This is a genomic window from Mesorhizobium sp. WSM4837, assembly GCF_055811435.1.
In genome coordinates this window covers 1-16,204 of the sequence record NZ_JBVVQE010000063.1, presented here as the reverse complement: position 1 = coordinate 16,204, position 16,204 = coordinate 1, and the positions used below count along the sequence as shown (strand labels likewise).

Here is a 16,204-nt window from a genome sequence, read left to right as displayed (position 1 = left end):
GATCAAAGCCCGACCCGCGCGCTGGCACGCTAGGTTGCCCGGTTTGCCGGAAGGAATAATCACTTGCGGCCGAGGAGTATGAAACGTGCGGTGCCCCCCGCCGCAGCGACAGCCTTCGCTATTCCTTCTTGTCGACCAGCGCCCGTAGTGCCGAGACGTCATGCAGCAATAACCTGCTGCCGCGCTTTTCGATCAGGCCTCTCTTGGCGAGGTCGCTCATTTCGCGCGAGACCGCTTCCCTGTGCGTGCTCATCGTTGCCGCCAGCTCGGAATGCGTCGGTGCCGGGCTTATGGACACCTCGCCGTCCACGAGTGCGGCTTTCTCCGCCCGATGCAGGAGCTCGACGATCAGCCGTTTTCGCACGACCAAAGTGCTGTATTCGAATACCCGCTCGGTCATGCGCCGGAGCTGGGCAGACAGATGCTCAAGCAGCATCCAGGCAAAAGTCGGGTGGGTCATCACGATATCCCGGAATGCTGTGCCGGACAGCCGTGCAGCGCGGGTTGCCTCCAGCGCGACTACGCTGGCAGAGCGTGCAATCCCGTCAATGCCTCCGAGCTCCCCGAAAATGTCACCCGGTTCGACATCGCGATACGCTATCTCCCTGCCGTCCGCTGAAACCAGTGTCACGCGAGCCCGTCCTTCCAGCAGGAAGTAGACTTCGCGACCAGTGTCGCCGTGGGAAATGATCAGCTCGTTGTGTCGATCGCTGCGCTCGTGCCACCGTTTGGTCAGCGCGGCGAGGTCGGCATCGCAAAGTCTTGAGATGAAGGCCGGAGAGCCTGTCACAACAGCCTCTTGTTCAATAGCCTCTTGTTCAATCAAGTGTACTTCATCTTAATCCCTATCCAAGGAAATTTGATGGCCGCAGGCCCCGCTTTCCGGAAAGCAAAACTGGGAGCGGATTTTTCCAATGTTTTCCCCGGTGTGGGAATTCCCACAGCCGAGCCTGGTTCGACTGTCATATCCTTGTTGCAACGTCAGGCCCGCCGGCTCGTGCGCAAGCCGGCGAAAGGAAAGGGAACAGTCATGAAATTCTTGGCTCCCGTCACAAAACTTGCTGCGGGGTTTCGCAAATTCGTCGCGCCGCGCTACCGCCCGGAGCTTTATTACATGCGTGGCCCGGGGCCAGCCACCGCCCGCCGTATGGGCACGCGGCGGCAAAACCAATCCATCGACCACTACGCCTAACTTGCCTCGCGGACGGCTGACGCTCTCGCCCGGAGTGCCGTTCGCGCCGTTCCGTACCGGTCAATTCAGATCAATGAAGGTACGATCTGATCATGGTTATAATTCATGCTGCCGCCATTGGTCCATTTCGCAGGTGGTTACGCCTCCGCGCCGAGGGAAAAGCTCTCTTGTCGGCAACGGACCAGTTGAGCCGTTTACCCGATGACGTTCTTGGCGACATCGGCATCTCACGTGACGAAATCATTTGCGCCTTGCGAAGCCGCGCCATCCGTCATGCGGAGGCAGGCGCGGCCGGCACGACGATCGAGCGCACCAGGATCGCTTCGGCCTCGATCCCGAAACGGTTGGCCGCCGGCAGTAGCTACGCCTCGGCCGAGATCCCCTTTGGCTGGTCCACGAGCGCGCGATCGAGCCTTACATCGCGGCTTCGACAAGCAGCGGCGCGCGGACGGGACCTTCGAACGGCACTACACCTGCGACCCCAAGGACTGAATGTTGACCGACGGGAACTGGGGAGGATCTCAAAATGATCATGTCAGTTGTTAAGTCCCTCGCGCTCGCTCACGCTGACATGCCAATCAAACAGCTGAAAGACGTCTATTTGGATTGCGAACGGGAGGCCGCCGTTGGGGACGGAAGACGTGATGTACTGTTCGATGCGCGAGTTCCGACTAGGCGCGCGATAGCAGTTTGCGCATAATCACCGATGCATGGCCTTCTGCACCGTGCAACGCGGCCACTTCGAACCATGTTTGCGGTAAAAGGCCATTGCCCGGTCGTTTCCCTCGAGCACTTCGAGTGCGATGCTCAGGATGCCGGAATGGGCGGCAAAGACAGCGTGCAATATATTAGCGGCTAGCCCGGTGCCGTACTCGCTTTGATCGATGTGGAGCCGGTCAAGCATGACGTCGCCGGCTTCATTCATCTTGGCCATCGCGTAGCCGGCAATCGAGCCGTCTGGCCGTTCTGCCACGAACGACATTTTGTTGGTGTCTGTCAGTTCCGCCGCAATCCGCTGCCGTGTGATCTTCATCCGAAATCAGGGCCGCGGTCTCGGCACCCATGATTGGCGAGTACGTCCTGCGCCAAGACTCTCCAATGAGCAGCGATACCGACGGCACGTCCTGCTCAGTCATGGCTCTGATTTGCGTCATCGATAACGTCCCCTGCCGGTCAATTATAGCGTTGCCGGACGGGCCGCTCAAATTCGGAGCGGCGGCCTACCGCCGCTTCATCGCATGGGGGTCACGCCGTTCCCTACATCTACCATCAGGCATGGTCCGCAGGTCGACTCCTACCGATGAGCTAACGTCCGCTCTGGAGAAGCACCGCGAATGTCTGAACATGGCGCAACCAGGACCAATAGCTTCGCGCTGCCGATGTCCCCTTTCGAGTAACAGCGAAATTGCTTCGAATGACCAAGATAGGCGCTAAGCCGACCTTCGAACGGCACGATTGAACACGCGTCCTGCTACCGTCATCTCTAAGCGCTTACCGGGTCGCCCGGCGCCGTCCCTCCACGGCGTCAAGCCGCTCCTGCAGGTGCCCATTGAGCACGATCATCTCCTTGAGCGCCTTCACCGCGTCGCCCTTGTGCTGGGCGATGAACTTTTGGGCGATCGCCTGAAGGGCGGCCTCCTGGCGTCTGTCCAGCGTCACGATGTGGTCCATGGCGATGCCTCCGACAGTTTCTGTTTAAATTGAACAAAACGGGAACAAAAATGTTAAGTGTGAATTGACTTGGCGAGGAATACCTTCCTATTTGTCGGTGGTGGGGCGGTTGCTCACAAAGTGGGGAGAGCCGCGATGGGCAGACGAAAAAGCCGGTTTGACAGGCTGTCGGCGAGGCATGCCGAGGCGATCATCAGCGACGCTCTCAGCCTGCGCAGGACGGTGCTTTCGTCGCAACTGCATCTGAAGGCGCATGGCGAGCTGTTTTGGCAGCTTTGCGGGCTTGTCGAAAAATTGCATGAGGTGATGGCCAGCGTAGCGGAGAAGGAGCCCGATTTCCAGATGCCGGATCTTGGCCTGCTTCCGCTTCCCGAGGGCTATTTGACTCGGAAATGAGGCCATGGCCGGGCCGATGGACAGCGTTGGACGTGCCGCGAAGGCCAACATGCTGCTGATCGTCGAGTGCGGCCACTGCTACCATGTCGGGCGTTTTCGGGCCAACGACGTGGCCAAGGTGGTGGGCTGGAACAAGCCGCTGGAGACCATCCGATTCAGATGCAAGCGGTGCAACCGAACGGACACGACGGTGAAGACCCAGTTCGTCGACCAGGACCATCCGCCGAAGGGCTACATCTGGGTGCTGCAACAATTCAAGCTTTAGAACAGCGAACCCTGTACCGGCGCCTGTGGGGCCTGCGGCGGAAATTTTATCTGTGTCGCCGGCTTGTCGACGATCACCAGCGCGTCGTCGGGTGCCGTGCGCTGCAGGTGCCTGGCCTGCGACCACGGTGCGGTCAGCCAGGTCTCGGTTTCCTCCTGCGTGGTCAGGATCACGGGCATCGCCTTCTCGTGGATCGGCGCGATCAGGGCGTTGGGCCTGGTGGTCAGAAAACCGTAGAGCTCGAACTCGCCGGGGCCATCCTTGACCTTGCGCACGCCTTGCCAGGGCGTCCACAGGCCGGCGAAGAAGAACAGCGGCCGCGCCTCGTTCAGCGCGAACCAGTAGTTTTTCTGGATACCGGTATCCGGGTCCTTGTCGCCCGGCGTTGGGCTCGGTTCGGCAAAACTGGTCAGCGGCACCACGCAGCGGTTCTCGACGCCGAGATATTGCTGCCAGTGGCCGTATTGCGGGTTGCGGATGTTGGTGGTGCCGTAGTCGGCCTTGCCCTTCACGCGCTCGACCGGCGTCGGCATGCCCCACAGCAGGTTGGCCAGTTCCCGCTCACCGTCCGGCGCGTTGCGCACTACCGGGCCGGGCTGGTTGGGGTAGATGTCGATGGAGGGCTCGAGATTGCCGAGACTGTCGCGCAAGGCGCGGGTCCACTGGCGGATCGCCTCCTGGCTGGTGGTGATGTTGTAGAGGTTGCACATGTCGAGCCCAGGGATGTTCAGGCATCTTGCGGGAAAGGGCAGGTAATTTCCAGCGCTCTCCGGCCGGCTGCTGACACGCTACCCCAGCCCACAGCGCCACGATCACCGCCGCCATCCCGGCGATCGACCGCGGCAGAAGGATACCGCCGCGCGCAGCACGGCGAACCGCGGGCTCCGCCTACGCAACGCACACCGCTCGCGCGCGTTCTACCCATTAGGAGGAGCATGGCGATGTGACAGCTGGTCTCATGCTCTCACAATTGGAGGCTAACCACCATGTCTAAGTTCAAAGATGCCCTTGACCGCGGCAAGGAAGCTCGCCGTGAGCAAGAGGAGAAGGTCGGCAATGAGAAGGCCGAGGGGGTGGACTTCGGCGCGCAAGCAAGGGCCTGGCTAAACGACGTCGTGGTTGCGTCGCTGGAAACGGCCAGGGCTGACGTAGCAGGCGAGGTGGCCGTCGAGATGGACACCGCGCCACGCCGCCAAGCCAAAGCATCAACACCATCTATTCGGTTCAGAATCTACAGGAAGCGGGGAACGGAAAAGGAGGTGGTCGGAAGAACGTTCACGGTCAACGTTCAGCTGAGTGGACAAGTGTCGGTCTCTTCGCCGGGGATTGTGGCAAGAGAAGTGGGAAACATCGGGGATAGGGCTGACGAGCGGTTCTCTAGCTTGCTGGCGGAACTGATCGAGGACGCAGCGAAGGGCACTTAGCCAGCAAGGTGTCGAGGAGGGGCCGGCGATTTCCAGCGTTGTCTGCGGCTGCTGACACGCCGAGCCTGTCAGTAACAGCTTTCCGGACGCCGCAAACAGCCCTCCGTTAACCTTTCGTTAACCATGGCTGGCTAGCGTTTACCTATCAGTAAGGAATCGCTGTCCGTGACCTTCGCCGCCCCCGTCGAGACCAAATCCATTCGCTTTCGCGCCCGCTCCTTCGTCGCCTTCACGCTCACCCCGGAAACGCCGCTTTCGGAGTGGCTGGAAAGCCTCGACCGCTGGATCGGCAATTCTCCCGGCTATTTTGCCGGCCGCCCGGTGGTGCTCAACCTCAACACGTTGAAGCCCGCGGTCAGCCAGATCGAAGCGCTGGTTGCCGAGCTTGGCCTGCGCGGCATCCGCATCTATGCCATCGAGCTCGAAGGCAACACGGTGCTTGAGCCCAGTCTGCCGCCTTTGCTGATCGGCGCCAAAGAGGCCACAGCCGGGCTGCTCATGCAGGCCGACCAAAAGGCTGCCGGCGGGCCGGAAGAGGCGGGCAGGGCGGAAGAAGGCAGGGCGGAACCGGGCAAGCAGTCAGAAGACAGGCAACCAGAAGACAGGCTGCCGGACGCGCCGGCCACGCTGATGGTCAAGACGCCGATTCGCTCGGGCCAGTCGATCTTCCACGCGCATGGCGATGTCATCGTGCTGGGCTCGGTCGCCTCCGGTTCCGAGATCGTCGCTGCCGGCTCGATCCACGTCTACGGCACGTTGCGCGGGCGGGCGTCGGCCGGTGTGCTCGGCCATTCGGCGGCGCGCATCTTCTGCCGCAAAAACGAGGCCGAACTGCTGTCGGTCGACGGCTGGTATTGCACCGCCGAGGAGATGGAGCCGGCCTTGCGTGGAAAAGCGGTGCAGGCGTTTCTGGAAAAAGACACGCTGCGCATCGCGCCGTTCAGCTAGTGCAGTCGCCCGAAAGTATGCAGCAGTTTTAGAATTAAAACAAAGACTTAAGCGCATCGCATAAATCAAACGCTTAACAATACAAACAACAATAAGGAGGCATAGATGGGCAAAGTTGTGGTGGTCACCTCGGGCAAGGGGGGCGTCGGCAAGACGACCTCGACGGCCGCCCTTGGCGCCGCCGTCGCGAGAACCGGCAAGAGGGTGGCGCTGGTCGACTTCGACGTGGGTTTGAGGAATCTCGACCTGATCATGGGCGCCGAGCGGCGGGTGGTGTTCGACCTGGTCAACGTCATCCAGGGAACGGCCAAGCTGTCGCAGGCGCTGATCCGCGACAAGCGGGTCGAGACACTGTTCCTGCTGCCGGCCTCGCAGACGCGCGACAAGGATGCGCTGACCGAGGAGGGCGTCGGCGAGGTGATCGAAAAGCTGAGCTCGGTGTTCGACTACGTCTTCTGCGACAGCCCGGCCGGCATCGAGCGCGGCGCGCAGCTTGCCATGCGCTTTGCCGACGAGGCGGTCATCGTCACCAACCCGGAAGTCAGCTCGGTGCGCGATTCCGATCGCATCATCGGCCTGCTCGACGCCAGGACCGTCAAGGCCGAGCGGGGCGAGCAGATCGCCAAGCATGTGCTGGTGACGCGGTACGATGCGGCGCGCGCGGCGCGCGGCGAAATGCTCTCGATCGACGATGTGCTCGAGATACTGTCGACGCCGCTGCTGGGCATCATTCCCGAGAGCCAGGACGTGCTCAAGGCCTCCAACCTCGGGTCGCCGGTGACACTCAGCGATCCGACCAACTCCGCCGCCCGCGCCTATATCGAGGCGGCCAAACGGCTCGAGGGCGAGGACCTGCCGGTCGTCGTGCCGTTCGAGCGCAAGGGCTTTCTCGATCGGCTTTTTGGAAGGAGGGCAGCATGAGCCTGTTAGACCTCTTCAAGCGGCGCGGCAGCGCGCCGGTGGCGCGCGAGCGGCTGCAGGTGCTGCTCGCCTATGAGCGCCGCAACCGCAGCCAGCCCGATCTCGTCTCGGTGTTGCGCGAGGAGATCATGGCCGTCATCGCCAGGCATGTGCAGATCGACCAGGATTATCTGCAGGTCTCGATGGATCGCGGCGAGACGATGTCGACGCTGGAGATCGACATCCAGATCCCCAACAAGAGCGCTAGGCCGCTGGCCATGTCGGCCTGAGCGTTGCGCCTGTAGTAGTTTTTGACGCCGGCGGGACAGCGCCCCCCCTCTGGCCTACCGGCCATCACCCCAATGCCCGGCAGGACAGAGGGGGGTACTGTCCCGCCGACATCTTCTTATTTATATCAACCATAGGTTGCATTAAATACTTCCCATCCATTTGCCACTTGCGCAACCAACAAAAGGGTGAAAACCTTGGTCCGGGGTAAATGGGCAAGGGTGGTCGTCGCGGCTGTTAGAAGCTCCGGGGCGGTCTTGAAGAGCGATGAATTTTCCACAGTTCCTGGTGGGGATGACCGCCGCGGCATTCGTCGTGGCGCTCTCGACTTTTTTGGCAACGGGTTCAATCTGGAAGGCGCTCGGCTGGACGGTCCTCACCTTGATCGTTCTGCAGCTTGGATATTTTTTGTCCGTCGTCCGGCTGATCTATAGGGCCGAACGAAAGACACACAGTGACCGCGACCCGCGAGTACTGGACCGTCGAGACTGCATGCGGTTTCGAGATTCAGGTCGGCCACCACAAATATAAACATGCCTAGACCATGATGTTCATCAGATAGACAGTATGGTCTAAACCGCTTGAAAGCGGACATGTTCGGTTCTGGGAATGTGCCTTGGACGTTCCGTTACTTTAGTCAACCAGTATATATCTCCGGGTGCATATGCCCGATACTGCGCAGCGCGTCATCCGCTCCAGCTCCGTCGCTCCGATCATTCCGCCGCCAGCTTGTCCTGCGTCCTGGTGTCGAAGTCGCTGGCGTCGTGGCGCTCGTGCAGTTGCATCGCCGGCTCGCCGAAGGCGCGGTTGACCATGCGGCCGCGCTGCACCGCCGGCCGCGCGTCGATCGCGTCGGCCCAGCGCTGCACGTGCTTGTATTCCTGCACCGACAGGAACGCGCCGGCGTCGTTGTACATGCGGCCCTTGGCCAGCCCGCCATACCAGGGCCACACGGCGATGTCGGCAATCGTGTAGGCGTCGCCGCCGAGATATTCGCTTTCAGCCAGCCGCCGGTCGAGCACGTCCATCTGGCGCTTCACCTCCATGGCGAAGCGGTCGATGGCATATTCGAACTTTTCCGGTGCATAGGCGTAGAAATGGCCGAAGCCGCCGCCGAGATAGGGCGCCGAGCCCATTTGCCAAAACAGCCACGACAGGGTTTCTGCGCGCGCCGGCTGCTCGATCGGCAGGAACTCGCCGAACTTCTCGGCCAGATGCAGCAGGATCGAGCCGGATTCGAAGACGCGGATCGGCTTTGGCCCGCTGCGGTCCATCAGCGCCGGGATCTTGGAGTTGGGATTGACCTCGACGAAGCCGCTGCCGAACTGGTCGCCGTCGTTGATCCTGATCAGCCAGGCGTCATATTCGGCGCCTTTGTGGCCGCGCGCCAACAACTCCTCCAGCATGATCGTCACCTTCACGCCGTTTGGTGTCGCCTGCGAGTAAAGCTGCAGCGGATGCTTGCCGACCGGCAACTGCTTGTCATGCGTCGGGCCGGCGATCGGCCGGTTGATGCTGGCGAAGGCGCCGCCATTCTCCTTGTTCCAGGTCCATACTTTCGGCGGTGTGTATTGGTTCATTTCGGAGGCCTTTGATGTGAGCGGAGAGGGTCTTGGGGAGGATCAGCTTGCATAGATACAGGTAGTGCGGGCTCACGGAAGTTCAACTTGTGTTGAACTATTGTCGATATCGGCAGCGCAAGCCTGCGCGATTGCATCCGGCCCTTGCGCCTCGTCACATGCGCCATAGCTATAGAAGATGCCGGCCCTCTGAACGGTCGTCGTGAATATGGCCAGGATTGAGAGCATGACCATCGATACGATTTTGCGGTCCATCGTGACGGTGCGGGCTTCGATCCCGGATGATGCCTTCACCGCGAATGCGCTAGGCACCAGCCGGGAAGGCAGCGGCGTGGTCATTCGCGACAACGGCCTGGTGCTCACCATCGGCTATCTGATCACCGAGGCGGAAGAAGTCTGGCTGACCGACCACAGCGGGCGCGTGATTCCCGCGCACGCGCTCGCCTACGACCAGGAAACGGGCTTCGGCCTGGTGCAGGCGCTGGCCCCGCTCTCCCTGCCCGCAGTGGCTTTCGGCGACGCGGCCAGGGCGATGGCCGGCGACCCGGTGGTGCTCGCCGACGGCATCGGCCAGGCGGTAAGCGCGTACATCGTCACCAAGCAGGAATTCGCCGGCTATTGGGAATATCTGCTGGACGAGGCGATCTTCACCGCGCCGGCTCATCCGTCATGGGGAGGTGCGGCCCTCATCGGGCAGGACGGCAGGCTGCTCGGCATCGGTTCGCTGCGCCTGCAGATGAGCCGCGCCGGCGAGATCGCCGATATCAACATGGTGGTGCCGATCGACCTGCTGCCGCCCATCCTCGACGATCTGCTGACACGCGGCCAGGTTGCCAAGCCACCGCGCCCATGGCTCGGCGCCTTCTCCGCCGAAAGCAATGGCGAGGTCGTGGTGATGAGCGTCGCCGAAGGCAGCCCGGCCGCCGAAGCCGGCCTGCGCCAGGGCGACATCATCTCGGATGTGCGCGACGGCGAAGTCGACGGGCTCGCCGATTTCTACCGCAAGTTGTGGCAGAACCAGGCGGGGGCGGAGATCCCGTTGCGGGTTGTGCGCGACGGCCGCGAAACCTGGCTGCGCGTCAAGTCGGCCGACCGCAACAGCTTTCTCAAGAAACCGCAGCTGCAGTGAAGCTCCTTTCCTTCCCCCCTTGTGGGCCTTGTGGGAGAAGGTGGATCGGCGCGCAGCGCCGAGCCGGAAGGCCGCAGGTTATTACATCACGATTTGAAGGACCGCCATGGGCGCCGGCCTTGCAACAAGGCCACTGTTGCTCCATTCGATCGGAGCCAAGCAGCGACAAAGGAGAACCGATGACGACCACAGAAAGGCAGACCCGCTGATGGCGCCAGTCGAGGTCGACCCCGCCAAGGTCCGCGAATTCAGCGATGCCGAGAGCTTCTACACCTGGCTCGGCAAGCATCACGACACCGAGACAGAAATCTGGATCAAGATCCACAAGGTCGGTTCGGGACTGCCTTCGATCACGCCCAAGGAGGCCATCGACGTCGTGCTGTGCTGGGGCTGGATCGATGCCGTGCGCAAGGGGCTCGACGACAAGAGCTATTTGCAGCGCTACACACCGCGCGGCAGGAAGAGCATCTGGAGCCAGATCAACGTCGACAACGTCGCCCGGCTGATCGAGGCGGGCCGGATGACCGAGCATGGGCTCAAACAGGTCGAGGCGGCGAAGGCCGACGGGCGCTGGGCGCGCGCCTATGCAAGCGGCAAGGACATGAAAATCCCCGCGGATCTGCGGGCCGCAATAGACGCCGAGCCCGAGGCAAAGGCGATGCTGGCAAGGCTCAGCGCGCAGAACCGCTTCGCGCTCGCCTTCCGCATCCACAACATGAAGACCGAGGCTGGCCGCGAGAAGAAGATCGCCGCCTTCGTCGAGATGCTGAAGCGCGGTGAGGCGATCTACCCGCAAGGGAAGAAGTGAGGCTGGCGCCGTCGCGGCTGTGGCTGCCATTGCGGCAAAGTTCCCGCCTCGTGGGTGTCAGGGTGAGAGAAATTGGCCGTCCACCCCAGCCGCTGCGCAGTAACGGATTCTTCTTTGCTTTTGCCTCATAATAGCGGCGACGAGGCAGGCGAAGTCCAGAGCATGGCCGAAAAGAAAAATCGCGACGGAGAGTTCTGGGAGCTGGCGCTCGAACGCGCGCATCTTGGCGTCTGGGATTGGGATCTCAGGAGCGGCGACTGTTTCTACTCGGCGATGTGGTTGCAGATGCTCGGCTATGGCGAGGGTGAGCTTGCCGAGACAAGCGATCTCTGGCTGCAGCTGACGCATCCCGACGATCGCGAGCGGGCGTTGGCCAGCGGCGAACGCCACATTGCCGGCCTGACCGATTCGATCGAGACCGAGCTCAGGCTGAAGCACAAATCCGGTCACTGGGTATGGGTTCTCGATCGCGGCGGAGTGGTCGAACGCGACGCCGAAGGCCGGCCGGTCAGACTGATGGGCGTCCAGACCGACATCACCAAGCAGAAGCAGGCGGAAGCAGAGCTTGAACAGGTCAACGTCCGCTTTCGCCTGGCATTGGCGGCCAGCGGCACCGGCATCTGGCACCACGATCTCGCCACACGCAAAAGCTACTGGGACAAGCGGACGCGGGACATCTACGGGCTTGTCGCCGACACCGACGAAGTGTCGCAAGACCTCTGGCACAGCTATCTGCATCCGGACGACCGGGCCGACGCCGAGCGGGCCCATTTGGCGCCGCTGCAAACGCAAAAGGTCGTCGCCGTGCAATACCGCATCATCAAGCGGGACGGCGAAATCCGACATCTCGAATCGCTGATACGGTTCGCCGACGCCCAGTCGTCGGGCCAGATCCTGGGCACGGTGCGCGACATCACCGAGGCGAAGCAACGCGAGCAGGAACTTGCCCATGCGGCCCGCCATGACGCGCTGACCGGCCTTTTGAACCGCGCCGCTTTCGACCGGCTGCTGGCCAAGCACATCGCAACGGCGCGCCGGCTCGCGGTGTTCTACGTGGATCTCGACTACTTCAAGGCACTGAACGACTTCGCCGGCCACGCCGCCGGCGACCTTGCCCTGAAGAGCGTCGCCGAGCGCATTCTGGGCTGTCTGCCGCCGTCGGTGCACGCCGCGCGCCTCGGCGGCGACGAGTTCGCGCTGCTGGTGCCTGATTGCGACGCAGCGCAAGCCGAGCGTCTCGCCGGCGCCGTTCTCGCGGCGGTTCGCGATGCCGATCTCGGCTTGACGGCGACGTCGCGCAAGCTCGCGGCCAGCATCGGCATCGCCTTTGTCGCCGATGCGAATACCGCAGTGGCCGACGCGCTCGCCTGCGCCGACGACGCCTGCTATGCGGCCAAGGCTGCCGGGCGCAATCGCTTCGCGGTGTTCTCGCCCGAGACGACGTCCGGTTCCAGCGGGCTCAATGCGGCGCGGCTGGCGGCCGACACCGTCGACGCCATGGCGGACGGAAGGCTGAAACTGTTCGGCCAGGAAATCCACCAGCTCGGAAAACCCTGGCAAGAAAGCCGCCATGTCGAGGTCCTGGCGCGGCTCGCCGGCCGCAACGGGCGGCTGATCCCGCCGGGCGAGTTCATCCCGGCGGCGGAGCGGTTCGGCGTCGCCTCGCGGCTCGACCGCTGGATCATCAGGACGGCGCTGTCGCTTCATGGTCCGGCGCTGAAGTCAGGGGCGCTCACGCTCGGCTTCAACCTGTCGGCGCAGACGCTCAGCGACCCGCAGCTTTGGGATTTCGTCGACGCCATCATCGCCGAGACCGGGGCGCCGCATTCCGGCATCGGCTTCGAGATCACCGAAACCGCCGCGGTCACCAATTTCGCAGCTGCCGAGCAGTTCGTCGGCAAGGCGCGCGAGCGGCGCTGCCGCGTCAGCCTCGACGATTTCGGGGCGGGCATGAGCTCGTTCGAATATCTCCGGCGCTTTCCCGTCGACACGATCAAGATCGACGGCTCGTTCATCGAGCATATTGCCGATAGCCGCTTCGACCGCGAGATCGTCTCGGCGATATCCGGCATCGCCAGGAGCCTCGGCTGCTCCGTGGTGGCGGAGAAGATCGAAGCGCAGGATGCGCTCGACATCCTCGCGGATATGGGCATTGCCTTCGGCCAGGGATTTCTGCTGCACCGGCCGGAACCGCTGCAGGCGATCGTGGCGCGGGCGTGCGCGGCCCGGGCGAGCGCGACACAAGCGAGCGTGGCACGGGCGAGCAAGACACGGGCGAGCGCGCCGGCACCAGCCGGACGGCGAGCCTAGCCCGGATCTCTCCGGGCTAACCGGGCGAAAAGTCCGCGAAACCGGTCCGGCGCCGTGATGCGCGACTGGTCAGGACTTTCCCGGCGGGCGATAGCGGACCGACTTCGCCTTGCCAAGCGCTTGCATCGTCTCTTCGACGCTCAGGAGAACGGTGGTCTCGTACGAACTGAGCGCTCCTCCCGCACCAATGGCAAGCATGACCGATGCCATCGAAACGTTGTCGGGCGCTTCCCACAGGTTCCAGCCATCGTGCGCTCCGAAGCCGTACCAGAAACCGTGCAGCTTTCCGCCTACCGATTCGATGTAGGTGCGGGCTGCCTCGCGTCTATCCTCGGGGTTTTCGATCAGGCGCGCCCAGGTCTCGGGCGTATAGCTGAATCGTGAGAGATACATGGGCATGGTTCGCCTCCAGGGCCGCCGATCCCCCAGCGGCTCGGCGTCGAGGGAATCGAGGGGGGCTGGCGCCGAGCCTGACCGGCTTGGTTGGTTCACCGGCTGACAAAATATGCGCTCAGGCTAATATAATCGCAACACCTATCCTGCAGGCCGCCGCCGATGCCGATCAGGCGTTGCGGCTCGCCATATGCGCGTCGAGCTTCTTTCTCGAAGGCCCGTACCGCTTGATGATGGTCGCGGCCTCGCTCGGCGGTATACCATATTTTTTCGCAAACGCCGCTACGTCGTAAGGCTCCTCGCCGGCGGCCGGTTTGCGGTCCTGCTTGCTCCTGGATTTGTCGTCGGCCATGTCGTCCTCCATCATATCTGGGGGTTATAGGGTTCCTTGGTCGGCCCGACCATCCATGCCAGTTTGGAAAGGGGAGGCACGCCGGTCTGACCGGTTGCCCGGCGGGGCGATGCTGGTTCCCGCTCATGGGCTCGAACCACGATTCACGCCTTCAAAGGGCGCTGTCCTACCATTAGACGAAGCGGGAATAGAGGAAGTGACGCTATCTAGCACTTTCTCATCCGCGCATGAAGCTGCTTCATGTCATCATCGGCTCGAGCATGAGACACGCCCTTTCGGCGGGGCCTTGCAGGGACGGGAGCAATCGCCGTGACTAGAACCGACCTCTCCGACTTCTACCGAGACTACATTGCCTGCCTGAACAAGCAGGACTGGCCGAAGCTGGGACAGTTCGTTGATGATGAGGTGATCCACAACGGCCGGCGGCTCGGTCTATCAGGCTATCGCAAAATGCTGGAGAGAGACTTTGCTGAAATTCCGGACCTTTATTTCAACGTCCAGATGCTGATTTCCGATCCGCCCTATATAGCGAGCCGGCTCGCGTTCGACTGCACGCCGAAAGAAAGCTTCCTCGGCCTCCCTGTAAATGGGAGGAGAGTTTCCTTTGCCGAGAATGTTATCTATGAATTTGGGGACAAAAAGATTGTAGAAGTATGGTCTGTCATAGACAAGGCTGCCATCGAAGCTCAGCTTTAGCGCAGGAATGCTCGGCCGTCGTTCCACGTTCCGATATGAACCACGATATGAACAATGGCAGCTGCCTGTCTACCGCCTGTCAAGGACCCGGGCTTGACGCCTGAACACGCTGCCCCAGATTACGCGGCGGAGTTTCAGATATGCGATACGACTGGCAGGGGCGCAAATTCCTGGAACGGCATTTCGGCATTGTTATCGCAATTGGCCTGGCTGCAGGGCTGTCGGCCCTGGCAGCGCTGGGCTACACGCCTTAAGTCGCGGATACCGCGCCCAAACCCCTAAGGTAAGCGAAAAATAGCGGTGCGACGCGACCAGACCGGGGCAAGACCGTTGCCGGCCCGCTATGCTATCGATTCTGCTGGGCATGCCCCACGGCATTGGCGAAAGAAATGTCATCCTTGATCTCGCGCATCGCCATCGAGGTGATCGTGCGGCGCACGCCCGGCAGGCGGCTGAGCTCGACGCGCAGCATCCTGTCCAGCGCCATCATGTCGACGGCCACGATCTGCAGGAGATAGTCGGCCTCGCCTGTCGTGGCGTGGCAGCGCCGGATCAGCGGATGCGCCTGGACGGCGGCCTCGAAGGCTTCGGAGAGTTCGAAATCGATCGACACCTGGATGAAAGCTTCGATGCCGAAGCCGAGCTTGGCCGGGTCGACCCGCGTCGAGTAGCCGCGGATGATGCCGGCGTCCTCCAGCGCCTTGACCCGCTTCCAGCACGGCGTCTTGCTTAAGCCGACCTCGTCGGCGAGCACTGCGAAGGAGGTGCGCGCATCGCGTTCCAGCGCCGCGACGATCTTCCGGTCGACCGCATCCAGCATCACACGTTCTCCAAACCTTCGCGATGCACGAACATTCGTCCTCCATTTTCTGGCATTTGGATAACACAAAGGAACAATGTTCAAGTGAAAAGCGACTAAACTGCGGGCTCGGACCGAACAGGGAGCCCTATGGGCCGGGCAAAGGAGCAGCTGCCATGCACAAGCCGGATTATTACGCCCGTATCGAAGCGCCCGAGATGCGCGACTATGGGGTCTACCTCAGCTGCGACAAGCTACTCGCCTGCCAGAAGCCGCTGGCCGAGATGGTCAATGCCGACGAGCTGCAGTTCCAGATCGTCCACCAGGTCGAGGAGCTGTGGATGAAGCTCATCGCCTACACGCTGGTCGATGTCGTCGACTTCCTCGAGCAGCAGAACACCCATCGCATCGTCACGCTGATGGGGCGGGTGCATCGGCTGATGCGCCTGATGACGGCGCAGCTCGACCTGCTCGAAACCATGTCGCCCAAGGAATACCAGGAGATTCGGCTGCAGCTCGGCAACGGCAGCGGCCAGGAATCGCCGGGCTTCAGGCTCTTGCTGCGCATGCCGCCGGACCTGTGGCGGGCGTTCAAGGCGTCCTATCTCGATGGTCGCGGGCTCTCGGTCGAGGATGTCTACGATGTCAGCTATGATCACGGCGACAGCTATGTCGTCGCCGAGGCGCTGATCGAATTCGACGAGCTGTTCCAGAAATTCCGCGCCAATCATCTTTATCTCATCCACCGCTCGATCGGGCTCGGCTCGAAATCGCTCAAGGGCCGGCCGGTCGAACTGCTGCAGGCCGGCGCCCTGCATCGCTTCTTCCCGGAGCTGTGGGACATACGCTGCGACATGACCGACCGCTGGAGCGGCCAGTATGGGACTGTGCGGGCACCGATCAGCCACCACGCGGCCGAGTAGATCCAGGCTTGGGTTCCTCGCCCCGCGCGAAGCGGGGGGAGAGGTGGGGGGGGGGCGGGGGGGCGGGGGGGGGGGGTTTTTGGGGGGGGGGGGGGGGGAGCGCCCGCGGGGGGGGGGGGGGGGGGGCGCC

At 62.4% G+C, this 16,204-nt stretch carries 21 protein-coding genes and 1 tRNA gene; 12 read left to right on the top strand and 10 right to left on the bottom strand.

Annotated features, from left to right (window positions below):
- Nucleotides 1-118: 118 nt before the first annotated feature.
- Nucleotides 119-790 (bottom strand): Crp/Fnr family transcriptional regulator, encoded by a 672-nt coding sequence (locus AC0L3D_RS28060; RefSeq protein ID WP_473646482.1) that lies wholly within the window; start codon nt 788-790, stop codon nt 119-121.
- Nucleotides 791-862: 72 nt separating this feature from the next.
- Between AC0L3D_RS28060 and AC0L3D_RS28055 the strand changes: the two genes are divergently transcribed.
- Nucleotides 863-1,192 carry a hypothetical protein gene (locus AC0L3D_RS28055; RefSeq protein WP_287176254.1) on the top strand — a complete coding sequence of 110 codons (330 nt, stop codon included), beginning with the start codon at nt 863-865 and terminating at the stop codon, nt 1,190-1,192.
- A gap of 700 nt (nt 1,193-1,892) precedes the next feature.
- Here the strand turns inward: AC0L3D_RS28055 and AC0L3D_RS28050 are convergent.
- Both AC0L3D_RS28050 and AC0L3D_RS28045 read right to left on the bottom strand, forming a co-directional pair.
- Nucleotides 1,893-2,225 (bottom strand): GNAT family N-acetyltransferase, encoded by a 333-nt coding sequence (locus AC0L3D_RS28050; RefSeq protein ID WP_473646480.1) that lies wholly within the window; start codon nt 2,223-2,225, stop codon nt 1,893-1,895.
- Nucleotides 2,226-2,683: 458 nt separating this feature from the next.
- The gene (locus tag AC0L3D_RS28045) at nt 2,684-2,863 is read right to left on the bottom strand and encodes a hypothetical protein (RefSeq protein WP_128247673.1); all 180 of its coding nucleotides are present in this window, start codon (nt 2,861-2,863) and stop codon (nt 2,684-2,686) included.
- Nucleotides 2,864-2,998: 135 nt separating this feature from the next.
- On the opposite strand from AC0L3D_RS28045, the gene AC0L3D_RS28040 reads away from it, so the two are divergent.
- Together AC0L3D_RS28040 and AC0L3D_RS28035 are read left to right on the top strand one after the other, a co-directional pair.
- Nucleotides 2,999-3,259: a hypothetical protein gene (locus tag AC0L3D_RS28040; protein WP_023803861.1), complete on the top strand. Its 261-nt coding sequence runs from the start codon at nt 2,999-3,001 to the stop codon at nt 3,257-3,259.
- Between the two features lie 4 nt (nt 3,260-3,263).
- Nucleotides 3,264-3,524 (top strand): hypothetical protein, encoded by a 261-nt coding sequence (locus AC0L3D_RS28035; protein WP_473628064.1) that lies wholly within the window; start codon nt 3,264-3,266, stop codon nt 3,522-3,524.
- On the opposite strand, the gene AC0L3D_RS28030 is transcribed toward AC0L3D_RS28035, so the two are convergent.
- Nucleotides 3,521-4,234 carry an SOS response-associated peptidase gene (locus AC0L3D_RS28030; protein WP_023803859.1) on the bottom strand — a complete coding sequence of 238 codons (714 nt, stop codon included), beginning with the start codon at nt 4,232-4,234 and terminating at the stop codon, nt 3,521-3,523. The genes AC0L3D_RS28035 and AC0L3D_RS28030 overlap by 4 nt on opposite strands.
- A gap of 276 nt (nt 4,235-4,510) precedes the next feature.
- Here AC0L3D_RS28030 and AC0L3D_RS28025 point away from each other — a divergent pair, with 276 nt between their 5' ends.
- The 4 genes from AC0L3D_RS28025 to minE all read left to right on the top strand — a co-directional run bounded on the left by AC0L3D_RS28025 (nt 4,511) and on the right by minE (nt 7,086).
- Complete coding sequence (locus AC0L3D_RS28025; protein ID WP_128170524.1) at nt 4,511-4,948, top strand: hypothetical protein; 438 nt, start codon at nt 4,511-4,513, stop codon at nt 4,946-4,948.
- Between the two features lie 165 nt (nt 4,949-5,113).
- Nucleotides 5,114-5,896, top strand: coding sequence for a septum site-determining protein MinC (minC, locus tag AC0L3D_RS28020; protein ID WP_023803857.1), 783 nt, complete (start codon nt 5,114-5,116; stop codon nt 5,894-5,896).
- Nucleotides 5,897-6,001: 105 nt separating this feature from the next.
- Nucleotides 6,002-6,817, top strand: a complete 816-nt coding sequence (gene minD, locus AC0L3D_RS28015) for a septum site-determining protein MinD (RefSeq protein WP_023803856.1) — start codon at nt 6,002-6,004, stop codon at nt 6,815-6,817.
- On the top strand, nt 6,814-7,086 hold the full coding sequence (gene minE, locus AC0L3D_RS28010) for a cell division topological specificity factor MinE (protein WP_023803855.1): 273 nt from the start codon (nt 6,814-6,816) through the stop codon (nt 7,084-7,086). Before minD ends, minE begins: the two co-directional genes overlap by 4 nt.
- Before the next feature lie 711 nt (nt 7,087-7,797).
- Here the strand turns inward: minE and yghU are convergent.
- Nucleotides 7,798-8,664 carry a glutathione-dependent disulfide-bond oxidoreductase gene (gene yghU, locus AC0L3D_RS28005; protein ID WP_287259922.1) on the bottom strand — a complete coding sequence of 289 codons (867 nt, stop codon included), beginning with the start codon at nt 8,662-8,664 and terminating at the stop codon, nt 7,798-7,800.
- 72 nt (nt 8,665-8,736) lie between these two features.
- Nucleotides 8,737-9,003: a hypothetical protein gene (locus tag AC0L3D_RS28000; protein ID WP_473628148.1), complete on the bottom strand. Its 267-nt coding sequence runs from the start codon at nt 9,001-9,003 to the stop codon at nt 8,737-8,739.
- Between AC0L3D_RS28000 and AC0L3D_RS27995 the strand changes: the two genes are divergently transcribed.
- The 3 genes from AC0L3D_RS27995 (at nt 8,891) to AC0L3D_RS27985 (ending at nt 12,911) form a co-directional block, all read left to right on the top strand.
- The gene (locus tag AC0L3D_RS27995; RefSeq protein WP_023803851.1) at nt 8,891-9,793 is read left to right on the top strand and encodes a S1C family serine protease; all 903 of its coding nucleotides are present in this window, start codon (nt 8,891-8,893) and stop codon (nt 9,791-9,793) included. The two genes, AC0L3D_RS28000 and AC0L3D_RS27995, sit on opposite strands and share 113 nt — an antisense overlap.
- A 208-nt stretch (nt 9,794-10,001) precedes the next feature.
- Nucleotides 10,002-10,601 (top strand): YdeI/OmpD-associated family protein, encoded by a 600-nt coding sequence (locus tag AC0L3D_RS27990; RefSeq protein WP_473520153.1) that lies wholly within the window; start codon nt 10,002-10,004, stop codon nt 10,599-10,601.
- 162 nt (nt 10,602-10,763) lie between these two features.
- Nucleotides 10,764-12,911 (top strand): EAL domain-containing protein, encoded by a 2,148-nt coding sequence (locus tag AC0L3D_RS27985; protein WP_473628067.1) that lies wholly within the window; start codon nt 10,764-10,766, stop codon nt 12,909-12,911.
- 69 nt (nt 12,912-12,980) lie between these two features.
- Here the strand turns inward: AC0L3D_RS27985 and AC0L3D_RS27980 are convergent, their stop codons facing one another.
- The 3 genes from AC0L3D_RS27980 to AC0L3D_RS27970 all read right to left on the bottom strand — a co-directional run bounded on the left by AC0L3D_RS27980 (nt 12,981) and on the right by AC0L3D_RS27970 (nt 13,843).
- A complete protein-coding gene (locus AC0L3D_RS27980) occupies nt 12,981-13,310 on the bottom strand; it encodes a GYD domain-containing protein (RefSeq protein ID WP_128174988.1) in 330 nt (109 codons plus the stop codon).
- A gap of 163 nt (nt 13,311-13,473) precedes the next feature.
- Nucleotides 13,474-13,656, bottom strand: a complete 183-nt coding sequence (locus tag AC0L3D_RS27975; protein WP_027155385.1) for a DUF3606 domain-containing protein — start codon at nt 13,654-13,656, stop codon at nt 13,474-13,476.
- A gap of 113 nt (nt 13,657-13,769) precedes the next feature.
- Nucleotides 13,770-13,843: transfer RNA gene (locus tag AC0L3D_RS27970), tRNA-Gln, on the bottom strand.
- A 122-nt stretch (nt 13,844-13,965) separates the two neighbouring features.
- On the opposite strand from AC0L3D_RS27970, the gene AC0L3D_RS27965 reads away from it, so the two are divergent.
- Nucleotides 13,966-14,352 (top strand): ester cyclase, encoded by a 387-nt coding sequence (locus AC0L3D_RS27965; protein WP_473646479.1) that lies wholly within the window; start codon nt 13,966-13,968, stop codon nt 14,350-14,352.
- 346 nt (nt 14,353-14,698) lie between these two features.
- Here the strand turns inward: AC0L3D_RS27965 and AC0L3D_RS27960 are convergent, their stop codons facing one another.
- Entirely contained in the window at nt 14,699-15,172 is a 474-nt protein-coding gene (locus tag AC0L3D_RS27960) for an Lrp/AsnC family transcriptional regulator (RefSeq protein WP_473628070.1), read from the bottom strand.
- 155 nt (nt 15,173-15,327) lie between these two features.
- Here AC0L3D_RS27960 and AC0L3D_RS27955 point away from each other — a divergent pair, with 155 nt between their 5' ends.
- Entirely contained in the window at nt 15,328-16,074 is a 747-nt protein-coding gene (locus tag AC0L3D_RS27955) for a tryptophan 2,3-dioxygenase family protein (RefSeq protein ID WP_128170516.1), read from the top strand.
- The last annotated feature ends 130 nt before the right edge of the window (nt 16,075-16,204 follow it).

What these genes read in the sequence shown, in the direction of transcription:
- AC0L3D_RS28055 (WP_287176254.1), top strand. Translation starts at nt 863, where the DNA reads ATGGCCGCAGGCCCCGCTTTCCGGAAAGCAAAACTGGGAGCGGATTTT.
- AC0L3D_RS28050 (WP_473646480.1), bottom strand. Translation starts at nt 2,225, where the DNA reads ATGAAGATCACACGGCAGCGGATTGCGGCGGAACTGACAGACACCAAC.
- AC0L3D_RS28045 (WP_128247673.1), bottom strand. Translation starts at nt 2,863, where the DNA reads ATGGACCACATCGTGACGCTGGACAGACGCCAGGAGGCCGCCCTTCAG.
- AC0L3D_RS28040 (WP_023803861.1), top strand. Translation starts at nt 2,999, where the DNA reads ATGGGCAGACGAAAAAGCCGGTTTGACAGGCTGTCGGCGAGGCATGCC.
- AC0L3D_RS28035 (WP_473628064.1), top strand. Translation starts at nt 3,264, where the DNA reads ATGGCCGGGCCGATGGACAGCGTTGGACGTGCCGCGAAGGCCAACATG.
- AC0L3D_RS28030 (WP_023803859.1), bottom strand. Translation starts at nt 4,234, where the DNA reads ATGTGCAACCTCTACAACATCACCACCAGCCAGGAGGCGATCCGCCAG.
- AC0L3D_RS28025 (WP_128170524.1), top strand. Translation starts at nt 4,511, where the DNA reads ATGTCTAAGTTCAAAGATGCCCTTGACCGCGGCAAGGAAGCTCGCCGT.
- minD (WP_023803856.1), top strand. Translation starts at nt 6,002, where the DNA reads ATGGGCAAAGTTGTGGTGGTCACCTCGGGCAAGGGGGGCGTCGGCAAG.
- minE (WP_023803855.1), top strand. Translation starts at nt 6,814, where the DNA reads ATGAGCCTGTTAGACCTCTTCAAGCGGCGCGGCAGCGCGCCGGTGGCG.
- yghU (WP_287259922.1), bottom strand. Translation starts at nt 8,664, where the DNA reads ATGAACCAATACACACCGCCGAAAGTATGGACCTGGAACAAGGAGAAT.
- AC0L3D_RS27995 (WP_023803851.1), top strand. Translation starts at nt 8,891, where the DNA reads ATGACCATCGATACGATTTTGCGGTCCATCGTGACGGTGCGGGCTTCG.
- AC0L3D_RS28000 (WP_473628148.1), bottom strand. Translation starts at nt 9,003, where the DNA reads ATGACCACGCCGCTGCCTTCCCGGCTGGTGCCTAGCGCATTCGCGGTG.
- AC0L3D_RS27990 (WP_473520153.1), top strand. Translation starts at nt 10,002, where the DNA reads ATGGCGCCAGTCGAGGTCGACCCCGCCAAGGTCCGCGAATTCAGCGAT.
- AC0L3D_RS27985 (WP_473628067.1), top strand. Translation starts at nt 10,764, where the DNA reads ATGGCCGAAAAGAAAAATCGCGACGGAGAGTTCTGGGAGCTGGCGCTC.
- AC0L3D_RS27980 (WP_128174988.1), bottom strand. Translation starts at nt 13,310, where the DNA reads ATGCCCATGTATCTCTCACGATTCAGCTATACGCCCGAGACCTGGGCG.
- AC0L3D_RS27975 (WP_027155385.1), bottom strand. Translation starts at nt 13,656, where the DNA reads ATGGCCGACGACAAATCCAGGAGCAAGCAGGACCGCAAACCGGCCGCC.
- AC0L3D_RS27960 (WP_473628070.1), bottom strand. Translation starts at nt 15,172, where the DNA reads ATGCTGGATGCGGTCGACCGGAAGATCGTCGCGGCGCTGGAACGCGAT.
- AC0L3D_RS27955 (WP_128170516.1), top strand. Translation starts at nt 15,328, where the DNA reads ATGCACAAGCCGGATTATTACGCCCGTATCGAAGCGCCCGAGATGCGC.